Origin of the sequence: Sphingomonas arantia, assembly GCF_042682045.1 — a bacterium.
Lineage (GTDB): Bacteria > Pseudomonadota > Alphaproteobacteria > Sphingomonadales > Sphingomonadaceae > Sphingomonas_R > Sphingomonas_R arantia.
Window position 1 is genome coordinate 413,003 of record NZ_JBHUGS010000005.1, and the last position, 22,125, is coordinate 435,127.

Genomic DNA, 22,125 nt, shown 5'->3' on the forward strand with positions numbered 1-22,125 from the left:
CCTGGCCGACATCACTGTCCGCCTTATCCGGCCTCACCCCAAACCTTCATCCCGGCGAAGGCCGGGATCGCCCTACGGTGAAGCGCTCATCCCCAGCCCAAGGGAGATCCCGGCTTTCGCCGGGATAACGGTCGCGGTGAACGCAAGGTCGCCGCGAACGGGACAGTAAGCCCCTCTCCTTTAGGGGAGGGGTTGGGGTGGGGCTGACCGCTTCAACCAAACAGCGTTGCAGGGGAGGCGAGGTAGCCCCCACCCCAACCCCTCCCCTGAAGGAGAGGGGCTAAGAGAGAAGCAGCCTACCCCACCAAACCCCGCTGGCGCAGCAACGGCGCCTCATCCGGCCCACGCCCGCGGAACGCTACGAAGGACAGCATCGGATCGCGACTGTCCCCGCGCGCCAGCACCTCGTCGCGGAACCGTTCCGCCAGCCCGCGATCGAACAACCGACCCGGTTCGGCGAAGCTGTCGAACGCATCCTCGTCGAGCACCTCGGCCCAGAGGTAGCTGTAATAGGCCGCCGCATAGCCGCCATCGAACACGTGGGTGAAGTGTGGCAACCGGTGGCGCAGCACGATCGCGTCCGGCATCTGCAGTTCCGCCAGCATCGCCGCCTCGAACGCCGGCGCTTCGACCGGCCCGGTCGCGCGGTGCAGCGCCAGATCGACGATCGACGACCCGGTCAGCTCGACGGTCGAGAAACCCTGCCCGAACCCGTCGCCCGCGCCGATCGCCGCGATCATCGCATCGTCCATCCCGAACCTGCGCAGCACTTCCGGCGCCACGATCCAATGCTCCATGAACTTGCTCGGGAATTCGACGAAATCGCGTGCCACCGCGGTCCCGGCCAGGCTCGGATAGGTCACGTTCGACAGCAGCGCATGGAGCGCATGGCCGAATTCGTGGAACAGCGTCCGCGCCTCGTCCAGCGACAGCCGGCTCTCCGCCGCGACCGGCGCCTTCGAGAAGTTCGCGACGGTGTAGACGATCGGCAGCACCGGCCCGTCCATCCGCTCCTGCACGCGGAGCGATCCCATCCACGCGCCGCCATGCTTGGTCGGCCGCGCGAAATAATCGGTGTAGAGCAGTCCGACTGCCTCGCCCGCCGCATCGCGCACGTCCCACGCGGTCACGTCGGGGTGATAGACCGGCACGTCCGGCCGCGCGACGAAGCGCAGCCCGTACAACCGCCCCGCCACATCGAACGCCGCGGCGCGCACGCCCTCGACGCGCAGCAACGCGCGCACCGCACCGGCATCCAGCGCATACTCCTCGCGCCGCACCTGTTCGGCATAATAGCGCCAGTCCCACGGCGCGATCATCACGCCGTCGCGGTCGGCCAGCCGCTGCAACGTCGCGGTCTCTACGATCGCCTTTTCCCGCGCCGGCCCCCATAGCCGCATCAGCAGCGCATGCGCCGCGTCCGGTGACGCCGCCATGCTGTCGACCAATTTGTAGTCGGCATAGGTCGCATGACCGAGCAGCGCCGCGCTCTCGCGCCGCAACGCGACGATCTCCGCCACCAGCGGGTTGTTGTCGTAGGCCGAGCCGTCGCAGCGTTGCGTGAACGCGCGCCACATCGTCTCGCGCAGCTCGCGGTTCGTGGCGAACGTCGTGACCGCCTCGAAATCCCCGCGGTCCAGCATGAACCGGTACCGCCCCGCCAGCCCTTCGGCCGCCGCACGCGCCGCCGCCGCCTCGCGCACCGCGGTCGGCAGGCCGTCCACCTCCGCCTCGTCCGCCACCAGCGACCAGTCGCCAACCGCGCCCATCACATTCTGCCCGAACTTGACGGACAGCGCCGCCAGCCGCGCATCGATCGCCGCGAACCGCGCCTTGTCCGCCGGATTCAGCCCCGCCCCGCCATTCACGAACCCGTGATAGACATTGTCGACCAGCCGCAGCTGTTCGGCAGTCAGCCCGGCCAGCTCGCGCGCTTCCCACACCGCGGCCACGCGCGCGAACAGCGCGGGATCATGCGAGATCGCGGTGCCGTGCGCCGACATCCGTTCGGACACCTCCGCCTCGATCGCGCGGATGCCCGCATCGCCGTGCGCGGACGACAGCGTCCAGAAGACGCGTCCGACCTTCGCCAACGCGGCGCCCGACCGTTCGAGGGGCGCGATCACGCTGTCGAACGTCGCGGGTCCGGTCGCGTCGGCGATGGCGCGGATCTCCGCCATCTTCTCCGCCATCGCGATTTCCAGCGCGGGCAGGAAATGGTCGGCCTCGATCAGGTCGAACGGCGGCGCACCGAACGGGGTATCCCAGTCGGCGAGCAGGGGATTAGGGGACATCGGTATGGCCTTCATCAGGAAGTTCGTCGGTATGGACATCGAACCGGCTGAGCGTCGCCGGACCGAACACGGTGGTCAGCGCCGTGTCGGTCGCGTCGCGCCCGCGCGCCATCAGGATGCGGCCGATCCGCGGGATATTGTGCCGCGCGTCGAACGTATGCCACTCGCCGCCCAGATACACGTCGAACCACGCGCTGAAATCCATCGGCGCGTCGGAAATCGGCACGCCGATATCGCCCAGATATCCGGTGCAGTAACGCGCCGGGATGTTCATGCAGCGGCAGAGCGTCACCGCCAGATGCGCGAAATCGCGGCACACGCCGCGCTTTTCCTGGAACGCGTCCCACGCCGTCTTGGTCGACCGCGCATGGTTGTATCCGAATTCGATATGGTCATGGACGAAATCGACGATCGCCTGCACCCGCGCCCAGCCGGGCGGCGTGTTGCCGAAGAGGTTCCACGCGGTGTTCGAGAGCCGGTCCGTCTCGCAATATCGGCTGCCCAGCAGGTAGACGAGGATCTCGTCGGGCAGGTCCGCCACCGGCACCTGCGGCGCATCCGGCACCACCCGGTCCGGTAACCCGCTGTCCTCCACCGTGAAATCCGCCGACAGGGTGATGCCGCCGGCGGGGATCGTCAGCCGGGTACACACATTCCCGAACCCGTCGATATAGTCGTACATCGGAACATCCTTGTCCGATGTGATGCGGTGCGGCGTCGTCAGGTCGCGGCTGCGCGACGGGTGGATACTCAGCATCGCCATCATCGGCGTCGGCCGGTTCGCGGTAAAACTGATGTCGTAACCGGTGCGGATCAGCATGATGGCACGTCTCCCAGTGACGCTTGTGCTCAAGCGGGGATCGTATCGTCGTCCAGATGAACCGCAATGTCGACAGTCATGCCGGTATCGCTGCCCGGAAAGCCCGCCCAGCTTCCCGACAGCGGCACCGCCTGCATCGGATCGCGCGCCACCGCGACGCGGATCAGGCCGCGATTGCCGACGATGCCGTTGGTCGGATCATATTCCACCCACCCCGATCCGGGCAGGAAGATCCGCACCCAGGCATGGGTGTTGCCGCCCCCCACGCGGCCCTCCCCGCGCGACGGGCTGTAGACGTAACCCGACACGAACCGCGCCGCGAGGCCGAGCGCACGCGCCGCCTCCATCATCAGCACGGCATAGTCGCGGCAGGTGCCCTGCCGCCGGTTCAGCGTCTCGATCGGGCTCTGCGTCCCCTGTTCGTAGCGCGGGACATAGGTGAATTCGCGGCGGATCGTCTCGGTCATGGTGGCCAGCATCTCGGCCGTGTCGGTCCGCCGGTCGTCGCTCACGAAACTGCGCGCCCAGCTGTCGACGATCCGTTCGGGGTCGAGGTGCTGCCGCTCGATCGAGCGCAACAGGTCGGGCATGTCCTCGCTGGCATAGGTGAACGGGAAGGCGCGGGCATAATCCTCGATCGCGACCGCATGGTCGCCGGCCGGGCTGTGTTCCATCCGCACCACGCTGTCGAACCGCAGTTCGCGCGCGCGCCGGTCGAACCGCGCGATCGCGACGGAATTGCCGAACACGTCGTGGATGTAGCGCAGCTCGGCCGGTGCGGGCGTGATATCGAGCCGCGCCTCGATCAGGCGCTGGTCATGGCTTTCGCGCGGGCGCACCATGATGCGGTGTTCGCCGAACGATACCGGGTGGCGATAGGCATAGCGGGTGCTATGCGCGATGGTCAGGAACGGCATGATGGGGAGATCGGACGTGACGACGGCTGCATGGAATACCCTGTTGTCCGCGGGCGACCCCGATCCGGTCGCCATTCGCAACCCGTCGGGGACCGCCCCTTTCCTCCTGATAGGGGATCATGCCGGAAACGTCATCCCGCAAAGCCTGGGCGACCTGGGCGTGTCGGCCGCCGAGCGCGCCCGCCACATCGGCTGGGACATCGGCATCGCGGCGCTGGGGGCGGAATTGTCGCGCCATCTCGACGCCGTGTGGATCGCGCAAAATTATTCGCGGCTGGTGATCGACTGCAACCGTGCGCCGGATGCGTGCGCCGTGCCGAACGCGGTCGTGCCGGTCAGCGACGGGACGCCGATTCCCGCCAATCACGGGCTGGACGATGCCGCCCGCGCCGCCCGCGTGGACGAGATCCACGCCCCCTATCAGGACGCGATCGCCGCCGAGATCGCGCGCCGCACCGCCGCCGGCCAGCCGACCGTGCTGGTCGCGCTGCACAGCTTCACCCCGATGATGGCCGGCACGAAACGCCCATGGCACGTCGGCATCCTGCACGACGGCGCGAACGACGGCTTCGCCCGCGCGGTTCTGTCGCTGCTCCAGTCCGACCCGCTGCTGACGGTCGGCGACAACGAACCTTACAAGATGGACCGCATCGACCACACGATCCCGCGCCACGCCTTCGCGGCGGGGCTTCCCTATGTCGAATTCGAGGTGCGGCAGGACCTGCTCGGCGATGCGGCCGGGATCGACCGGTGGTGCGGCATCGTCGCGCGCGTCCTGACCGCGGCGGCACGCGGCGACGCGACGTGCGGCATGCGTCACCATTAAGTCATTGTAACGTCATAGGCCGCCGCGATGGTTACCGCGTCCACAACACCCGACCCGATCGTCGTCGTGCGCCCTGCTTCGGCGAACCGGCGACTGGGCGTCATCCTGGCGGTCGGCACGCTGGCCGTGATCGGCGCCTATGCGGCCACATCGCCCTCCGAACCGACCGCCGCGGTCATATCCGAACCGCCCCCGCTGCCCGCCCCGCCCCCGATGCCGGCGCTCGTCACGCCCGTGCCCCCGCCACCGGCCATGCCCGTTGGGCCGGTCGCGCCCGGCGCGATCCTGCGCGGCAGCATCCCCGGCCTGTCGGTCAACGCCACCTTCGCGACGCGGGCGGGCGGCGGCAGCATCCTCGTCACGCGCGGCGACGGCACGCGCGCGCTGATCGCCAGCGGCACCGACGTCGTCCCCGGCACGCGCCTCACCGGCGTGGCCGCAGATCGCGCCACCTTCACCACCGGCGCCACGCGCTTCTGGATGCCGCTCCAGTCGGAGGCCGCGGCCAAGGCGGATCCCGGCCCCGCCACCGTCATGACTGCCGCCGCGGCACCACCGCCACCGCCCAGCGTGCCCGCCGCCGCGTCGGCCGCCGAATTGCGCGATTCGGTCGCCTATCAGGCGGCGCTCACCCCCGGCGCGGACGGCGTCTACCGCGGCTACACCGTGCGTGCGCTGCCGCCGCTGTTCGCCAAGGCCGGGCTGAAACCCGGCGACATCATCACCGGCATCAACGGCCGCGCGTTCGACGGGCCGACCGAAATGGCGACGCTGGCGCACGAGGCCGCGATCTCCAGCACCGTCGTGTTCCGCATCCGCCGCAACGGCCAGACGCAGGAACTGCAGGTTCAGCCGCGCTGATCCTCCCCGAGTCGCGGCGCCGCGATGCAAGTGGGCCACAGTTAAGAACGAGATTACCTCGTTGTAACATTACCATCACGAACCGCCCCTAGGCACCGCGTCAGCGAACAGTGGAACCCGCATCCGCGGAGTGGCCCGTCGCGCACGACGTGAACACCAAAAGGGGCCGATCATGACATCCTTCAAGTCCATCCTGCTGCTCGGATCCGCACTGGCACTGGCCGGTTGCGGCGCAGACGATGTCGCATCGCCGGGCGAAGGCGTCATCATCCAGCCGACGCCAACGCCGACCCCGACTCCTACGCCGACCCCCACGCCCACCCCGACCCCCACGACGGGTCCGGCCACGGGTTGCCCCACCGGCACCACCGACGTCGGCACGATCGGCTCCTACCGCTCCTGCCGCATCCCCGGCCTGATCACCGGTTCGCTGACGCTGCCGCGTCGCGCCGGCACCGCCTATGAAATGAACGGCCGCGTCGATGTCGGCGTCGATCTGGGCGGCGCGGGCAATGCCGCCGGCGGGTCCAGCGCCACGCTGACCGTCGAGCCGGGCGCGCTGGTCTATGCCAACACGACGAACTCCGACAACGACTACATGGTCGTCAACCGCGGCTCGCGGATCGTCGCCGACGGCACCGAATCGCTGCCGATCGTCTTCACGTCGGAACAGAATATCCGCGGCACCGCGACCGACGATTCGCAGGGCCAGTGGGGCGGCATCATCATGGCCGGCCGCGCACCGATCAGCAATTGCAACGCCACGACCACCGGTGGCGCCGCGAACTGCGAAAACGTCGTCGAAGGCACCGGCAACGCACTGTACGGCGGCAACGTCGCGACCGACTCCAGCGGCGTGTTCCGCTACGTCCAAATCCGCTATTCCGGCACGGTCATCAGCCCGAACAACGAGTTGCAGGGCCTGACCCTCGGCGGCGTCGGTTCCGGCACCGCGATCGACCACGTCCAGATCCACAACAGCTCGGATGACGGCATCGAGGTCTTCGGCGGCCGCGCCAACATGCGCTACCTCATCGTCACCGGCGCGGACGACGACTCGCTCGACACCGATGTCGGGTATCAGGGCTTCATCCAGTTCGTGATCGCGGCGCAGAAGCCGAACAACACGCAGACCGACAACTACATCATGGAAATCGACTCGAACGGCAGCGAAGACGCCCTGCCGCGTCAGTTCGGTCGCATCTCGAACTTCACCTTCATCCACACCTCGACCGCCACCAACGCTGCGCTCCGCGTGCGCGGCGGTGCCGACTTCACCTTCGTGAACGGCATCGTGGTCAGCCCGACCGCCTGCCTGAACACCGTCGCATCGAACAGCGCGACCGACCCGTCGACGATCCGCGCCGCCAACACCGCGCTGGAAGATCAGGGCCCGCCCGTCTTCAACTCGGTGTCCTTCGCCTGCGCCGCATCCTTCGCTGAAACCGCGCAGGGCGGCGTGACGATCACGAACGCACAGCAGGCGACGTTCTTCAACGCCGGCAGCAACAACCTGGCGATGGCGACCTCCACCCTCGCCAGCCTGTATGTAAACGGTGCCAACGAAACGGCGCGCCCGGCCTTCAACGCCGCGACGCTGAACCCGACCGGCACGTCCTTCATGGTGTCGACGAACTACATCGGCGCCGTCCGCGACGCCAATGACGGCTGGTTCCGCACCTGGAGCTGCAACTCCAACCGCGCCCAGTTCGGCGCGGCCAGCAGCGCCTGCACGGCTCTTCCGACGACCTGAGCTGCGCCGACGCCGGGCGGGTGATGCGCAAGCGTCACCCGCCGTTCGCGCATATCCGATCTGACAGGATGCCATCATGACCAAGCCGCTCGCCTACGGAACGCTACTCCTCCTCACCTCCACGCTCGTGACGCCCGCGGCGCTCGCGCAGACCGCGTCCGGCGGCGGTGGCACGTCCTCGACTCCTGCCATGTCCAGCGCACCGGCCACGCCGGCCGCCGCAGACCCGCAGAGCGCGGCGCAGGTCGAGGAAGACGTCGAAATCTCCACCCCGGGCGGCGCCAACCGCCCGTCCGCCGCACCGATGCAGGAAGGCGACATCGTCGTCACCGGGCGTTACATTCCCAACGTCGTGCGCAACACGTCGCAGGTCCTGTCGGTGCTGTCGCAGGCCGACATCGCCCGCACCGGCGAAGGCGACATCGCCGGCGCGCTCCAGCGCGTGACCGGGCTCAGCCTCGTCGGCAACGGCTTCGTCTATGTCCGCGGGCTGGGCGATCGCTACTCCTCGTCGCTGCTCAACGGGTCGCCGCTTCCGTCGCCGGAACCGCTGCGCCGCGTCGTCCCGCTCGACATCTTCCCGACCAGCATCGTGGCGAGCGCGCTCGTCCAGAAGAGCTATTCGGTGAACTACCCCGGCGAATTCGGCGGTGGTGTCATCAACCTCACCACCCGCGCCGTGCCTGAAAAGACGACCTTCGCATTCGGCACCTCGCTCGGGGTCGATACCGAAACCACGGGTCGCCTCGGCTACACCTACTACGGCAGCGACACCGATTTCCTCGGCTACGATGATGGCGAGCGCAGCGTCCCGAAGGCGATCAAGGATGCCGGCCGCAATGGTACATCGCTCGGTTCGAACGAAATCCTGAACCTGTCGAACGCGCGCACCACATTGCTCCGCCGCAATACCGATGTTCCGGCCAACTTCTCGGCCGATATGAACTTCGGCACCGCCAAGGACATCGACGACGGCCGGATCGGCATGGTCGTGTCGGCCGGCTACGACAACAGCTGGCGCACCCGCAACGCGATCCAGCAGGCGACCGACGATCAGCAGGGCAACGCCCAGCGCGATTTCCGGACCGTCCTGACCGACAACCGCACCATCGTGAACGGCCTGCTCGGCTTCGGTGCCGAATTCGGCGATCACCGCGTCCGGTTCACCAACGTCTACATCCACGACACGCTCAAGCAGAGCCGGCTCGGCGCAGGTACCGACGTCAACATCGCGGGCGTCCCCGGCATCCCGACGCTGCTTGAACAGAACACCAACTTCTTCGAACGCCAGCTGATCACCACGCAGGGCGTCGGCGAATTCAAGTTCGGCGATGTCGGCTTCGACGTCCGCGGCAGCTACGCCAACACGTTCCGCAAATCGCCCTACGAACGGGCGTTCGTCTACCAGTACGACAACGTGCTGGCGAAGGACTATGTCAACAACCTCAGCGGCACCCAGTCCGCGACGGTCGCGTTCAGCGACCTGAACGAGGATCTCTGGAGCGGCGCCGCCGATCTCAGCTACAAGATCACCGGCGCGGTGCCGATCCGGCTTTCCGCGGGCTATGCCTATAACGACACGGATCGCACCTCCAGCCGCTTCACCTTCCGCTACATCGGCCCCAACGCGGCGCCGCTGAACCAGACGGTGTCGCAACTGCGCCCCGACTATCTGCTGTCCGATGCCATCATCCAGCAATATGGCATCACGCTGCAGAACACCTCCACCGCGCAGGGTGCGGCCGAATATGACGCGTCGCTGCGCGTCCATGCGGGCTATGCCCAGATCGAGGCGGAGGCCAGCAGCACGCTGCGCGCCACCGCCGGTGTCCGTTACGAAACGGCACTCGAAACGGTGAACCCGATCGGCGTGACGTCGCTGCCGACGAAGCTCGACAACGACTATTGGCTGCCCGCGGCCACCGTCACCTGGAACTTCGTCCCCGACATGCAGCTCCGCCTACACGGGTCGAAGACGCTGGCCCGCCCGCAGTTCCGCGAACTGGCCGCGCAGATCTACCAGGACTTCGAATCGGATCGCCAGTTCATCGGCAACCCGCTGCTCGTCGACTCCCAGCTGTACAATGCCGAGGCCCGTTACGAATGGTTCTTCGGTCGTGACCAGCGGTTCAGCGCCGCAGGTTTCTTCAAGAAGATCAAGAACCCGGTCGAAGCCATCGCGACCTTCACGTCCGACGGCCGTCTCCAGACCGGTTTCTCGAACGCACCCGAAGCGCAGCTCTACGGCGGCGAGGTCGAGTTCCAGAAGTACATCCCGCTCGACACCATCGGCGGTCCGTTCTTCGCCACGCGTCGCCTCGTCCTGGTCGCGAACTATTCGTACACCAAGTCGAAGCTGAAGGTCGGCGACGAACAGGTTCCCGATCCGATCCAGTCCAGCGCAACCCCGCGTCTGCAGGCGGCCAACCTCCTGTTCCGCGACGGCTCGTCGCTCGTCGGGCAGTCGGACCATCTGGTGAACTTCCAGTTCGGGCTGGAGGATACGTCGAAGCTTTCGCAGATCACGTTGCTGGTCAACTACGCCAGCGACCGCGTTACCGCGCGCGGCCCGGTCAGCTCGGGCGTTCGCCTGCCCGACCTGGTCGAGCGGCCGGGCGTCAAGCTCGACCTCGTCGTCCGCCAGGGCTTCGAATTTTACGGCGCGCAGCTCGAATTCAAGGCGGAAGGGCGCAACCTCCTGCGCACCAACTACCGCGAATCGCAGGACTTCGGAGATCAGCGGATCCTGATCAACCAGTACGACCTCGGCCGCGTCTTCTCGCTCGGCGTGGGCGTAAAGCTCTAGCCCGACCAACCCTTCCCCCACCTTCCGGCCGGAGAGCACCCGCTCTCCGGCCGTTTTTTTGTGGCCTCGCCACATTGTGAATTGAGGGTAGAGTCCAGCGATGGACGGCGAACGCGAACACCCCTGCCCGCCCCCACCGCTTCCGTCGAGCATCGCCGCGGATGTGGCCGGATATGCCTGGGCGCGCGACACGGTCGGCGAGTCCGGCGGCACCGTCTACCGCCTCCACGGCAAGGCCGGGGCGCCCGACCTGTTCCTGAAACACGGCCAGGGCACCGTCGCCGACGACGTGACAGACGAGCTGGTCCGGCTCGGCTGGCTCGCGGCCCACTCCCAAGTCCCTGCGGTCCGAACCTTCCTGCGCACCCCTGACGAGGCGTGGCTGCTCATGACGGCCATCCCCGGCCGGACCGCCTATCAGATGCTCGTCGCACAACCGGACAACGGCCCCGCCATCGTCGAAGCGCTGGCGGTGTATCTCCGCCAGTTGCACGCGATCCCGACCGCCGCCTGCCCGTTCAACGCCGATCACACCTTCCGCCTGTCCCAGGCGAAGGCCCGGATCGCCGCCAGCCTGGTAGACACCGACGACTTCGACGACGCCCAGACCGGTTGGACCGCCGACCGCGTCTGGAACGCGATGCAGGCGCTGCTCCCCCTGGCCCCCGATCCCGTCGTCACGCACGGCGACGTCTCGCTCGACAATATCCTGATCGAGAACGGCGCCGTGGTCGGCTGCATCGACGTCGGCCGCGCCGGCATCGCCGACCGCTACCAGGACCTCGCCATCCTCTGGAACTGCCTCGGCGAGTTCGGTCCTGCGCTTCAGGATCGGCTGTTCACCAGCTACGGCATCTCCGCTCCCGACAAGCGCAAGCTCGACTTCCATCTGCTGCTCGACGAGCTGTTCTAGCGCGCCCTCAACTCTACCCCCGCCCCAGCCCCGTTTGGTTCGAGCCTGTCGAGAACCCCGCGCAGAGTTCTCGACAGGCTCGAACCAAACGGACTTGGGCTCATTTCGAGCAGGTTTTCGCGGGGAACATTACCCCTCCCCGCCACCAACGACGTTCAAACCGACCGCCCCGATCGACAGCGCCCCCGCCGCAACTTGCTCAGCAGCCGCAAGCCCCGCCCGGTGCCCCGCCGCCCAGCGCCGCTCGATCGTCGGGGGGGAAAAGTCGAGCGCCTTGCCCGCAACCTCCTCCGCTTGCTCGGTATAGGCCAGTCGCAACAGCGCAATCCGCACATCCTCGCGCCCGGCGTGCACCGCCTGCCACCGCGCGATCGTGCGGCGGGATTGCGCCGCGAAGATCAGGTCCTGCATCCGGCTCGCCGCCTCGCCCAGCGTCGTCGGCACGTCGCCACCCAGCGGCAGCAGGTCGACCGCGATGCACAGCACCGGCCGCGCCGAAGGCTCGGACAGCACGGGATCGAGCGGCAGGTTCGCCGACAGCCCGCCATCGACGTGCCAGCGCCCGTCCACCTCGACCGGCGGAAACGCGATCGGCAGCGCCGCACTCGCCCGGACATGATCCGGCCCGATCGTCCGGTCGCGGCTGTCGAACACGACATCCTCGCCAGTCTGCAGGTCGACCGCGGTCGCCGTGAACCGGCACGGCCCGGCGTTCAGAAGCTCGAAATCGATCAGCCGCGCCAGCGTGCTGCTCAACTGGTTCGTCTCGAAGATCGACGGCCGATCGTCGGTCCACGGCGTCATCGACGACAGCAGCGGACCGAAGATACCCGACCGCCCCGCCATCGCCGTCCAGCCGACCGCTGCGGTCCGCCGCCCGGTCTCCATCGCCGACGTCATCCACGGCAGCCCCGCGATCGACGCCATCCCCGGCCGCCAGAAGGCGCGCAACGTTTCGACCCGCTTTTCCGGCGCGGACCCAACGATCAGCGCCGCGTTGATCGCTCCGATCGACGCACCCACGACCCAGTCCGGCTGCAACCCCTGCGCATGCAGCGCCTCGTACACCCCGGCCTCGAACGCCCCGAGCGCGTTCCCGCCGCTCAGCACGAGCACGACATCGAAGTCGCGGTCCGCCCCGCCCGTCACCGCCCGCGCTTCCGCAGGCCGAGCGCGAGCAGCGCACCGCCGACCCCGAGCACTCCGACCAGCACCGCCGACGGCACCTTCTGCACCTGCAACGCGATGCTCGAGTTGCGCGCATGGACGTCCTGGCTGCCGCGCAACGCATCGGCCCGTGGCTCGTACAGATTGTCGCGCCGCGCGGGATCGCCCGGATCGCCTGGCTTCTGCTGCGCGCCCGTCCCGATCGCTTCCATGATGAAGTCCGTCATCCGCGGCGCGACCTGCGCCAGCTTCGCGGACACCAGCCCCCCGCCGCCCGCATACAATGTCCGCCGCGGGTGCGCGCAGGCGAACAGCACCGCGTCGGCCACGACCGACGGCGCGTAGAGCGGCGGCGGCAGGCGCGGCGGCTGGTCCATGAAATTGCGCGCATGTTCGGGGAACGGCGTGTCGATCGCACCCGGCTTGACCAGCGTGACCGAGATTGGCGCCCCCTCGTGTTCCAGCTCCATCCGCAACGTATCGGTCAGCGCCTGCACTGCGTGCTTCGTCGCGCAATAGGGTCCCTGCTGCAGGATCGACCGGTCGCCCAGGATCGACCCGACATTGACGATCGCCCCGCCACCCCGCGTGCGCAGATGGCGCGCGGCGACCAGCGACCCGTGCAGCGCCCCGAAATAATTGACGTCGAACACCCGGCGATGATCGGCGACCGGCACCTGATCGAGCGTCCCGTAGGTCCCGATCCCGGCATTGTTGACCCAGCTGTCGAAGCCCCCGAACGCCTCCGTCGCGACCGTGGCGGCACGCTCGACCGCTGCCATGTCGCTGACATCGGCGACGCACACCGCGATCCGCCCGCCCGCCGCGGCCAGCCGCGCCCGCATGGCCTCGAGCGCCTCTTCGTTACGCGCGACCGCAAGGACGGCCGCCCCCGCGCGCATCGCCTGCTCGACGATCGCGAGGCCGTTGCCACTGGTGGCGCCGGTGACGACGATCATCTGGTCGCGAATGGATTTGAGTTTGATCGGCATGTCGGGTCTCCGTCAGCCGGCTCGGCGCGAGGCGACGTCGATCGGTCAACGGAAGGTGGCGAGGATCGATCCGGTTAGTAATCTAGGTCAACCGAAAGTCAGCGACTTGAGCTGCCGTGACGCGACAAGCCATCTCCCGAAGACGTCATCCCGGCGAAGGCCGGGATCTCCCTTGGGCTGGGGTCAAGCTATTCACCGAGGTGAGATCCCGGCGTGCGCCGGGATGACGTCTTTGGGGGATATGGGCGAACTACTGTGGGTTCGCCACGGCTTAGCGGCAAGGGTTTGCGCCCGCATCAAACAACCTGCAACACGCTGCCGTATCCCCGCGGAGGCGGGGATCCAGGTCGGAGCGTGGATCTGGACCCCCGCCTTCGCGGGCGTACGAGAAGCAAGCCGCGCTGCTACCAGACCGAACCCTAAACCAACCGCCCCGCCAGCAAATCCGGCAAGTCCCCGCTCTCGCCGCGCGCCTCCGCCATAAACCGGTCCTTGAGCGGCGGGATCCGCTGCACCGCGGCCAGCCCGAACCGCCGCACCGTCGCCGCCGTCTTCCCGCCCAGCCCGAACAGCCGCGTCAGCCCGTCCGTCGTCGACGCGACCAGGAACGTATCGAGCGCGCGCCACCGTTCGTAGCGCGCCAGCGACTGCGCATCGCCCGGGTCCATGCCCAGCCGCGCCGCTTCGACCAGCACCTGGACCAGCGCCGCGACATCGCGGAAGCCGAGGTTCAGCCCCTGCCCCGCGATCGGGTGAATGCCGTGCGCCGCATCGCCGACCAGCGCCAGCCGCTCGCCTGTGACGTGCGCGGCATGGTGGAAGCCGAGCGGATAGGACGCCCGCGCGCCGTTGGTCGTGATCGCGCCGAGCAGGCCGCCCATGCGCTTCTCCGCCTCCGCCGCGAACGCCCGGTCGGGCAGGCCGAGCAACGCGGGGCCGTCGCGCGCGGCCACGCTCCACACGATCGCGGAGCGGTGCCGCCCGTCTGGCTCGTCGCGCATCGGCAGGATCGCGAACGGCCCGGCGGGGTAAAAGATCTCGTGCGCGACGCCGTCGTGCGGCCGCTCATGATGGATGCCGCCGATGATCGCGTGATGGTCATACTGCCAGCGCGCGACGCGGATGCCCGCCGCCTCGCGCGTCGGCGATCCGCGCCCTTCCGCAGCGATCAGCAACGGCGCCGACAGGACGCGCCCGTCGTCCAGCGTCACGCGAACCCCCGCCGCATCGCGCACGGTCGAAACCGGCCGCGCGGGCTGCAGCAGCGTGACACCGCCCGCCTCCACCGCCGCGGCGCGCAATGCGGCGCGCAGCACACGGTTCTCGAACATGATCCCGAGCGGCCCGTCCGCCGGGTCCGCATCGAACGCCAACCCGCCGACCAACCCGTCGGTCACGCGGATCGTGCGGATCGGGCAGCCCTGCCCCTCCAGCCGGTCCGCCACGCCAATCGCCTGCAGCATCCGCCACGACGCGCTGGCCACCGCGGAGGCGCGCCCGTCGAACGCGGGGGCCGCCTGCGCCGCCGGGTCGGCCGGATCGACCACGATGCTGGTCAGGCCATGCGCATCGAGCGCGCTGGCAAGGGTGAGCCCGACGAGTCCGCCGCCGAGGATGATGACGTCCGCTGTATCCATGCGCACCAGTGTACGCGGTGCGCGCGGACCGCGAAACGGGTTTCCGCGGGTTGGGGCAAATGGTCCGGCGGAACGGGCGACCGACCGGCGCCTGCCTTGACCGCATCCGGCCCCGCGTCGCATGGTGGCGCCTTGACCAGACGCACGGCCGGCGATCGCCCGGTCGCGGGTGGACGCGCGGCGGGATCGAGACATGGCGAGCAATGGGGTGGCGACCACGGTGTGGCGTACGCAGGCGAAAGCGGCGGCGGTGCGATCCGGCACCATGGCGTGCGCGGCGGCTTTGCTGGCGCTGACGCTGGCGCTGGGCTTCGCAATGGCGAGCTATCATGGCAGCGACCCGTCGCTCAACACCGCGGCGGATGGCCCGGTTCAGAACGTACTCGGCACGCCCGGTGCCTGGACCGCGGACATCCTGTTCACGCTGTTCGGCCTGCCCGCGCTGCTGCTCGTGCCGCTCGTCCTGCTCGCCGGGCTGCGGCTGTGGCGCGGTGCGCCGGCCGGACGGTGGAAGCGGTCGCTCCTGCTGTCCGTCGGCGGCATCGTCTTGCTCGGCGGCGCGCTGACGCTGTTCCGCAACGGCGCGGGCGGGTCGCTGCCCGCCGGCTGGGGCGGCATGGCCGGCATCGGGATCGCGAGTGCGGTGGATGCGCTGGCCGGCCTGTTGCCGGGGCCGGACGCGGGGCGCATCGCGCGGCTCAGCATCATGGCGCTGCTGGTGCCCGCGGGCCTTGCGGTCTGCGTGCGCGGCCTCGCGTTGCAGGCGGGCGAACGCGCGTTCCTCGGCAATATCCGCCGACGCCGCGTCCGCGCGGACGGGTCGGTCGACCCGCGCGACACGGGCGAGGACGGCATGCCGATCGACGAACTGGTCGTGCCGATCCCGCGCCCGCCGCGCCCCGTGGCGGTGCCCGACGGCCGCGCGCCGCCGGTCATCACCGAACCGGCGATGGCCCCCGCCCCGGCACGCAAGGCGCAGACGCAGACCAAGCTCGATCTACGCGACAACACCTACGAACTGCCGCCGCTCGACCTGCTCACCCCGCCGCCGCCGCCGACCGGCGTGCCGATCGACCGCGCCGCGCTCGAACGCAATGCGCGTCTGCTCGAATCGGTGCTCGACGATTTCAAGGTGAAGGGCCAGATCGTCGAGATCCGGCCCGGCCCGGTCGTGACGATGTACGAACTGGAACCCGAATCGGGCATCAAGGCCAGCCGCGTCATCGCGCTGGCCGACGATATCGCGCGCAACATGTCCGCGCTGTCGGCGCGCGTCGCGGTGATCCCCGGCCGTACCGTGATCGGCATCGAACTGCCCAACCAGAAACGCGACATGGTCGTACTGTCCGAACTGGTCGCAAGCCAGGGCTTCGAGGACCAGCAGGCGCAGCTGCCGATCATCCTGGGCAAGAACATCGCGGGCGATCCGGTCATCGCCGATCTCGCGCCCATGCCGCACCTGCTCGTCGCCGGCACCACCGGGTCGGGCAAGTCGGTCGGGCTCAACTGCATGATCCTGTCGCTGCTCTACCGGCTGACCCCGACGCAGTGCCGGATGATCATGATCGATCCGAAAATGCTCGAACTGTCGATCTACGACGATATCCCGCACCTACTGTCGCCCGTCGTCACCGATCCGCCCAAGGCGATCCGCGCGCTCAAATGGGCGGTGGAGCAGATGGAGGAACGCTACCGGATGATGGCGTCGGTCGGCGTTCGCGGCCTGGGTTCGTTCAACGACAAGGTGCGGCAGGCCAAGGCCAAGGGCCAGCCGCTCGGTCGCAAGGTGCAGACCGGCTACGATGCGGAGACCGGCACGCCGATCTACGAGGAGGAGAAGCTGGAATATGAGGTCCTGCCGCAGATCGTCGTGATCGTCGACGAGCTGGCCGACCTCATGATGACCGCCGGCAAGGAGGTCGAATTCCTCATCCAGCGGCTGGCGCAGAAGGCGCGCGCGGCCGGCATCCACCTCATCATGGCGACGCAGCGCCCGTCGGTCGACGTCATCACCGGCGTCATCAAGGCGAACCTGCCGACCCGGATCAGCTTCCAAGTCACCAGCAAGATCGATTCGCGCACCATCCTGGGCGAACAGGGCGCCGAACAGCTGCTCGGCAAGGGCGACATGCTCTACATGCCCGGCGGCAAGCAGATCGCGCGCGTCCACGGCCCGTTCGTCAGCGACGAGGAAGTCCGTGCCGTCGCCGACTTCTGGCGCGCGCAGGGCCAGCCCGACTATATCAAGAGCGTGACCGAGGAGCCCGAGGACGGCGGCTACGCCATGGAAGGCGCGCCGGTCGGCCCGGACGATCCCGAGACGCAGGTCTACCACCGCGCGGTGCAGTTGGTGGTCGAGAACAAGAAGGCCTCGACCAGCTGGCTGCAACGCCAGTTGCGCGTCGGCTACAACAGCGCGGCCCGGCTGATCGAGCGGATGGAAAAGGAAGCGATCATCAGCCAACCCGACCATGTCGGCCGGCGCGAGGTGCAGGTCGAACCCGAGGACCTCCCCCGCATCCTCGGATGATCGCCGCGAGACACAAAAAAGCCCGGGGCGGACCGTCATGGTCCGCCCCGGGCCTTTTGTTAGATCAAACCAGCTTGGTCAGCTTGGCCGCGATCTCGTACATCTCTTCCGGTGCGTAATCCGGCGTAAATGCGCAGGGGACACCGGCCAGCTGGTGGATCTTGCCACCGTCCGGCATGCCGCGCACGACTTCCAGATTGCCCGGCGGATCACCCGGAAGCGCGACTTCGTCGTTGCTCCAGATGCCGGCCATGTCCTGATAATCGTCCGGGCTGAACGTATAGAGACGACGGTGCGAACCCTCGTCCAGATACTTCTGGCATTCCGGAATACGGTCCAGGTTGATGTTCGGCGTTGGCAGCATCTTCTTCAGGTCGACACCCGTCAGCTTCTGGATTGCCAGCGCGTAGGAATGCGCATGCACCGAACCACGGACGAGCAGGTAACCGCACACTTCACGACCCGTCGGATCGGTCAGCGTCTCGTACACGCGCAGCTTGTGAAGCCGTGCGCCGCACTCGAGGTGGAAGTTGTGCAGTAGGTCGGTGATAACATTGCCGGTCGTCGTGATGAAATCATTGTTCCACGACGCGCCGTTGCTGTTCACCGGGGTCACGCCGCCGCCGTTCGACAGGAACGATGCCGCCAGGCGGATGTCGGTCATGTCCTCGAACGGTGCGCCGGAAATGTCGCCGCCGTCACCCGTGTCGTCGCCGTCGGGGCCATTCGCTAGCATCGCGACACCGTTCGACACGAGCTCGACGTGACCCAGTTCCTCCGCCGTGATCGACGCGACCAGGCTGTAGAACGGGCGCAGCTTGCTCTTCGATCGGAAGTTGAAGCTCTGGAACATGTAGTTGCCCAGCGTGGACATCTCGCCATATTTGCCGCCCAGCAATTCCTGCAACGCTGCGGCTGCATTCGGATCCTTCGCCTTGGGCGCAGGAAGATTGGCTTGCAGCTTGTCGACACGCATGAACATGGGTCGTACCTTTTGAAGGAGGAACCGATTTAACCAATCTAAACTCGCTTTGGTTTCGCTAATTGACCTATGTTGGGTCGATTGCCGGAAATATTCGAGCGACTCACCCCATATTCGGCGCGCCCGGATATTTGTGTAAAGTCCATGACGGAAATGCCCCCCGTGGAACTCCGCGGGTTCAGAGCGCATTCAACCGCGACCCGTCATCTGACGCTGCGACACGACCTTTCCCGACTGGAGACCGCATGTTCCGCCCCGCCCTGATCGCCGTCGCCCTGATGGCCCCCGCCGCCGCCGTCGCGCAGACCGCACCGCTCGCGCAGGTGTCGCAACACCTCCGCGCCGTCACCACCATGACCGCGAATTTCGTCCAGACCGACCGCGCCGGCAAATCGGTCGGTGGCGTGCTCAGCATGAAGCGGCCGGGCAAGGTGCGGTTCCAGTATCAGAAGGGGTCGCCGCTCACGATCGTCGGCGACGGCAAGGCGCTGACCGTCTACGACTCGTCCGTCCGCCAGGAATCGCGCTGGCCGATCGGCAACTCGCCGCTGTCCGTCCTGCTCGACCCGTCGAAGGACCTGAGTCGCGTCGCAAAAGTCGTGCCCAGCCCGACCCCGCGCATGCTGCTGGTCGAGGCGCGCGATCCGAAGCATCCCGAATTCGGCACCACCACGATCGCGTTCGACCGCGTCGCATCGGCCCCCGCTGGCCTCGCGCTGATGGGCTGGTCCACGCTCGATGCGCAGGGCAACCGCTCCGCGGTGCGGCTCAGCAACCAGCGGTTCAACGGCCCGGTCGACGATCGGTTGTTCCGCTGGATCAGCCCGCGGCGAGCCGGTCCGCGCGGCTGATGGACCGTCCCGTCCGTTCATCCAGGCGACAGGAAGAAGGTCTATAGAAGGTCCTGCGGTTGCGGAGCCGCCCCGGGTTTTCCCCCTGTTATCCGGTCAGGTTCCGTACCCCGCCTGCGTGACGAACGCTAGGTCGGCCCTCGCTCCATGCCCCCGGAGCGGGGGCCTTTTTATTTTTGTTTAAGAAGGTCCTCCGCGGGTACTCCGCGTCCGGCGCGCGCTTTGCGCTTGCGGTCCTGCGGACCGGTTTTGGTTGCTAAAGCTCAACCTACCCCCCGTCCATCCCTAGCGAAGTCGAGGGACCCGTCGAGCGCAGCCGAGACGGCCAACACCTCCCCCTGCAAGCCAACCTCAACGAAACACGCCAAGCTACCCACACACTGGCGCCCCGCGCACCGCGTCGCTACATCGCGGCATGGCCGACCGCATCAAGATCGCATCGTGGAACATCAATTCGGTGCGGGCGCGACTCGACATCGTGCAGCAGTTCCTGACCGACCAGTCGATCGACATCCTCTGCCTCCAGGAAACCAAGGTCGTCGACGATACCTTCCCCGCCGCCCCGTTCGCGGCACTCGGCTACACCCACCACGTCCTGAACGGCCAGCGGATGCACCACGGCGTCGCGATCCTCAGCCGCATCCCGCTGTCCGCCGACCTGCGCCACGACTGGCAGGACAATGGCGAGGCGCGCCATATCGGCGCGGTGCTCGATTGCGGCATCCGGATCGAGAATGTCTACGTGCCCGCCGGCGGTGATGTGCCGGACCGCGACGTGAACCCGAAATTCGGGCAGAAGCTCGACTTCCTCGAACGCATGACGCGCTGGTCCGAAACCGTCGCCGAACCGACCCTGCTGGTGGGCGACTTCAACGTTGCCCCGCTCGAATGCGACGTCTGGAGCCACAAGCAACTCCTCGACGTCGTCAGCCACACGCCCATCGAGGTCGCGGCACTCGACCGGCTGCAGGCCGCGGGCAACTGGGTCGACATCGGGCGGACGTTCGTGCCGGCCCCCGCCCCGCTGTTCACCTGGTGGAGCTACCGCGCGATCGACTGGCGCGCGTCGAACCGCGGCCGCCGGCTCGACCATATGTGGGCCACCGCGGACGTCGCGGCCAAGGCGGTCGCGCACCGCGTCCACGACGAGTGCCGCGACTGGCTCAAACCCTCCGACCACGTCCCGCTCGTGACGGAGTTCGAACTTTGAGCGACCCGCGCGCCGCCGCCCGCGCGATCGACGCGATGCGTCGCGGCTGGCCGGTCACCGTCGCGGGCGACGACGGCACGATCCGCCTGCTCGCGATCGAGAGCGCCGACCGCGACCGCCTCGCCGCGTTCGACCCGGACGGCCAGGCGGGCGTGCTGCTCTCCCCATCCCGCGCGACGACCCTCAAACTCGGCAACCAGCGCGCCGCCGGCGACATGGCCCGCCCGGTGCTGCTCGCCCGTACACCCTGGCTCGATTTCGACACCGCGGTCGCGCTCGCCGATCCGCAGATGGACCTCGCCACCCCGTTCAAGGGCCCCTTCCCCGCCACCCCGCTCGGCCCCGTCGCCGCGGCGGAGGCAGCGCTCGAACTCGCGCGCCGCGCCGGCATGCTGCCCGCCTTCTTCCTGCTTCCCGCCACCGGCGATGCCGACGTCACCGCCGCCGACATGACCGAATTCGCCGCTCCTGCGAACCTCGCCATAGCCTCGCGCGCGCGCCTGCCGGTCGCGGCCGCGGACACCGCGGAGATCGTCGCGTTCCGCACCCCCGACGACCCGACCGACCATGTCGCGCTGGTCATTGGCACACCCGACGGCCGCCCGCCGCTCGTCCGGCTGCACAGCGAGTGCCTGACCGGCGACGTGCTCGGTTCGCTCAAATGCGATTGCGGCCCGCAACTCGACGCCGCGCTCGCCGCGATCGCCGCTTCCGGCTGGGGCGTGCTGCTCTACCTGCGGCAGGAGGGGCGCGGCATCGGCCTGATCAACAAGCTGCGCGCCTATGCCCTGCAGGACCAAGGTTTCGACACGGTCGACGCCAATCTCCGGCTCGGTTTCGCGGTCGACTCGCGCGACTTCGGCGTGGCGGCGCGGATGCTGGCGCTGCTCAACATCGACACCGTCCGACTGCTCACCAACAACCCCGCCAAGGTCGCCGGGCTGGAAGGGGCGGGCATCGCGGTGGCCGAACGCGTGCCGCACATCGTCGCCTCCAACCCGCACAACCACGACTATCTCGCCACGAAACGCGACCGGACCGGCCACCAGCTGTGATCCGGGTCGATACCGCCGCGCGGACGCTGACCGCGGGCGGCCGGACGATCGCCTGCACCATCGGCCGCAGCGGCGCCTGCGATGCTTCGACCAAGCGCGAAGGCGACGGCTGCACGCCCCGCGGCACCTGGCCGGTCCGCGCCGCCCTCCTCCGCAGCGACCGGGTCTCGCTCCCCGCCGGCATCACGCTCCCCTGGCGCTGGATCGCCGCGCAGGACGGCTGGAGCGACGATGTCCGCGACCCGGCCTACAACCGACCGGTCACCCACCCGCACCGCTTCTCCGCCGAACGGCTCTGGCGCGACGACGGCCTCTACGACGTCATCGTCGTCCTGGGCCACAACGACGCGCCCCCCATCCCCGGCCTCGGCAGCGCGATCTTCCTCCACTGCCGCAACGCCGACCACCCGACCGAAGGTTGTGTCGCGATCGATCGAGACGAGCTTCTCCGGTTGCTCCCGACGCTCCGGCAGGGCGATCCGCTCGTCATCGGCTAGGTACTACCGCTTAC

17 protein-coding genes are annotated in these 22,125 nt (G+C 68.2%); 10 read left to right on the forward strand and 7 right to left on the reverse strand.

Translation table 11 applies throughout. The features are described 5' to 3' along the window. Positions 1–296: 296 nt before the first annotated feature. Genes ACFSGX_RS17035 through ACFSGX_RS17045 form a run of 3 tightly spaced genes read right to left on the reverse strand, consistent with a single transcriptional unit; the run spans position 297 to position 4,031 of the window. On the reverse strand, positions 297–2,294 hold the full coding sequence (locus tag ACFSGX_RS17035) for a M3 family metallopeptidase (protein ID WP_380931494.1): 1,998 nt from the start codon (positions 2,292–2,294) through the stop codon (positions 297–299). After that, complete coding sequence (locus ACFSGX_RS17040; protein WP_380931495.1) at positions 2,284–3,114, reverse strand: transglutaminase-like domain-containing protein; 831 nt, start codon at positions 3,112–3,114, stop codon at positions 2,284–2,286. Before ACFSGX_RS17040 ends, ACFSGX_RS17035 begins: the two co-directional genes overlap by 11 nt. Before the next feature lie 29 nt (positions 3,115–3,143). After that, a complete protein-coding gene (locus ACFSGX_RS17045; protein WP_380931496.1) occupies positions 3,144–4,031 on the reverse strand; it encodes a transglutaminase family protein in 888 nt (295 codons plus the stop codon). Positions 4,032–4,047: 16 nt separating this feature from the next. On the opposite strand from ACFSGX_RS17045, the gene ACFSGX_RS17050 reads away from it, so the two are divergent. The 5 genes from ACFSGX_RS17050 to ACFSGX_RS17070 all read left to right on the forward strand — a co-directional run bounded on the left by ACFSGX_RS17050 (position 4,048) and on the right by ACFSGX_RS17070 (position 11,190). Further along, positions 4,048–4,857, forward strand: a complete 810-nt coding sequence (locus ACFSGX_RS17050) for an N-formylglutamate amidohydrolase (RefSeq protein WP_380931497.1) — start codon at positions 4,048–4,050, stop codon at positions 4,855–4,857. A 27-nt stretch (positions 4,858–4,884) separates the two neighbouring features. Further along, on the forward strand, positions 4,885–5,718 hold the full coding sequence (locus ACFSGX_RS17055; RefSeq protein ID WP_380931498.1) for a PDZ domain-containing protein: 834 nt from the start codon (positions 4,885–4,887) through the stop codon (positions 5,716–5,718). Positions 5,719–5,890: 172 nt separating this feature from the next. Next, positions 5,891–7,471 (forward strand): hypothetical protein, encoded by a 1,581-nt coding sequence (locus ACFSGX_RS17060; RefSeq protein WP_380931499.1) that lies wholly within the window; start codon positions 5,891–5,893, stop codon positions 7,469–7,471. Positions 7,472–7,547: 76 nt separating this feature from the next. Then, complete coding sequence (locus ACFSGX_RS17065) at positions 7,548–10,277, forward strand: TonB-dependent receptor domain-containing protein (RefSeq protein ID WP_380931500.1); 2,730 nt, start codon at positions 7,548–7,550, stop codon at positions 10,275–10,277. Between the two features lie 100 nt (positions 10,278–10,377). Then, positions 10,378–11,190: an APH(3')-I family aminoglycoside O-phosphotransferase gene (locus ACFSGX_RS17070; protein ID WP_380931501.1), complete on the forward strand. Its 813-nt coding sequence runs from the start codon at positions 10,378–10,380 to the stop codon at positions 11,188–11,190. A 129-nt stretch (positions 11,191–11,319) separates the two neighbouring features. Here ACFSGX_RS17070 and ACFSGX_RS17075 read toward each other — a convergent pair whose 3' ends face one another. From ACFSGX_RS17075 to ACFSGX_RS17085, 3 genes are all read right to left on the reverse strand, one after another. Further along, a complete protein-coding gene (locus ACFSGX_RS17075; protein ID WP_380931502.1) occupies positions 11,320–12,339 on the reverse strand; it encodes a patatin-like phospholipase family protein in 1,020 nt (339 codons plus the stop codon). Next, a complete protein-coding gene (locus tag ACFSGX_RS17080) occupies positions 12,336–13,349 on the reverse strand; it encodes an SDR family oxidoreductase (protein WP_380931503.1) in 1,014 nt (337 codons plus the stop codon). The genes ACFSGX_RS17075 and ACFSGX_RS17080 overlap by 4 nt, the downstream gene beginning before the upstream one ends. A 419-nt stretch (positions 13,350–13,768) precedes the next feature. Further along, positions 13,769–14,986 carry an FAD-dependent monooxygenase gene (locus tag ACFSGX_RS17085; RefSeq protein ID WP_380931504.1) on the reverse strand — a complete coding sequence of 406 codons (1,218 nt, stop codon included), beginning with the start codon at positions 14,984–14,986 and terminating at the stop codon, positions 13,769–13,771. 193 nt (positions 14,987–15,179) lie between these two features. On the opposite strand from ACFSGX_RS17085, the gene ACFSGX_RS17090 reads away from it, so the two are divergent. Next, positions 15,180–17,516 (forward strand): FtsK/SpoIIIE family DNA translocase, encoded by a 2,337-nt coding sequence (locus ACFSGX_RS17090; RefSeq protein ID WP_380931505.1) that lies wholly within the window; start codon positions 15,180–15,182, stop codon positions 17,514–17,516. A gap of 64 nt (positions 17,517–17,580) precedes the next feature. Here ACFSGX_RS17090 and ACFSGX_RS17095 read toward each other — a convergent pair whose 3' ends face one another. Next, complete coding sequence (locus ACFSGX_RS17095; RefSeq protein ID WP_157176055.1) at positions 17,581–18,498, reverse strand: manganese catalase family protein; 918 nt, start codon at positions 18,496–18,498, stop codon at positions 17,581–17,583. Positions 18,499–18,743: 245 nt separating this feature from the next. Here ACFSGX_RS17095 and ACFSGX_RS17100 point away from each other — a divergent pair, with 245 nt between their 5' ends. The 4 genes from ACFSGX_RS17100 to ACFSGX_RS17115 all read left to right on the forward strand — a co-directional run bounded on the left by ACFSGX_RS17100 (position 18,744) and on the right by ACFSGX_RS17115 (position 22,111). Next, on the forward strand, positions 18,744–19,349 hold the full coding sequence (locus tag ACFSGX_RS17100) for a LolA family protein (protein ID WP_380931506.1): 606 nt from the start codon (positions 18,744–18,746) through the stop codon (positions 19,347–19,349). A gap of 415 nt (positions 19,350–19,764) precedes the next feature. After that, positions 19,765–20,559 (forward strand): exodeoxyribonuclease III, encoded by a 795-nt coding sequence (locus ACFSGX_RS17105; RefSeq protein ID WP_380931507.1) that lies wholly within the window; start codon positions 19,765–19,767, stop codon positions 20,557–20,559. Positions 20,560–20,594: 35 nt separating this feature from the next. Beyond that, positions 20,595–21,614 (forward strand): GTP cyclohydrolase II, encoded by a 1,020-nt coding sequence (gene ribA / locus ACFSGX_RS17110; protein WP_380931630.1) that lies wholly within the window; start codon positions 20,595–20,597, stop codon positions 21,612–21,614. Further along, complete coding sequence (locus ACFSGX_RS17115; protein WP_380931508.1) at positions 21,611–22,111, forward strand: L,D-transpeptidase family protein; 501 nt, start codon at positions 21,611–21,613, stop codon at positions 22,109–22,111. The genes ribA and ACFSGX_RS17115 overlap by 4 nt, the downstream gene beginning before the upstream one ends. The last annotated feature ends 14 nt before the right edge of the window (positions 22,112–22,125 follow it).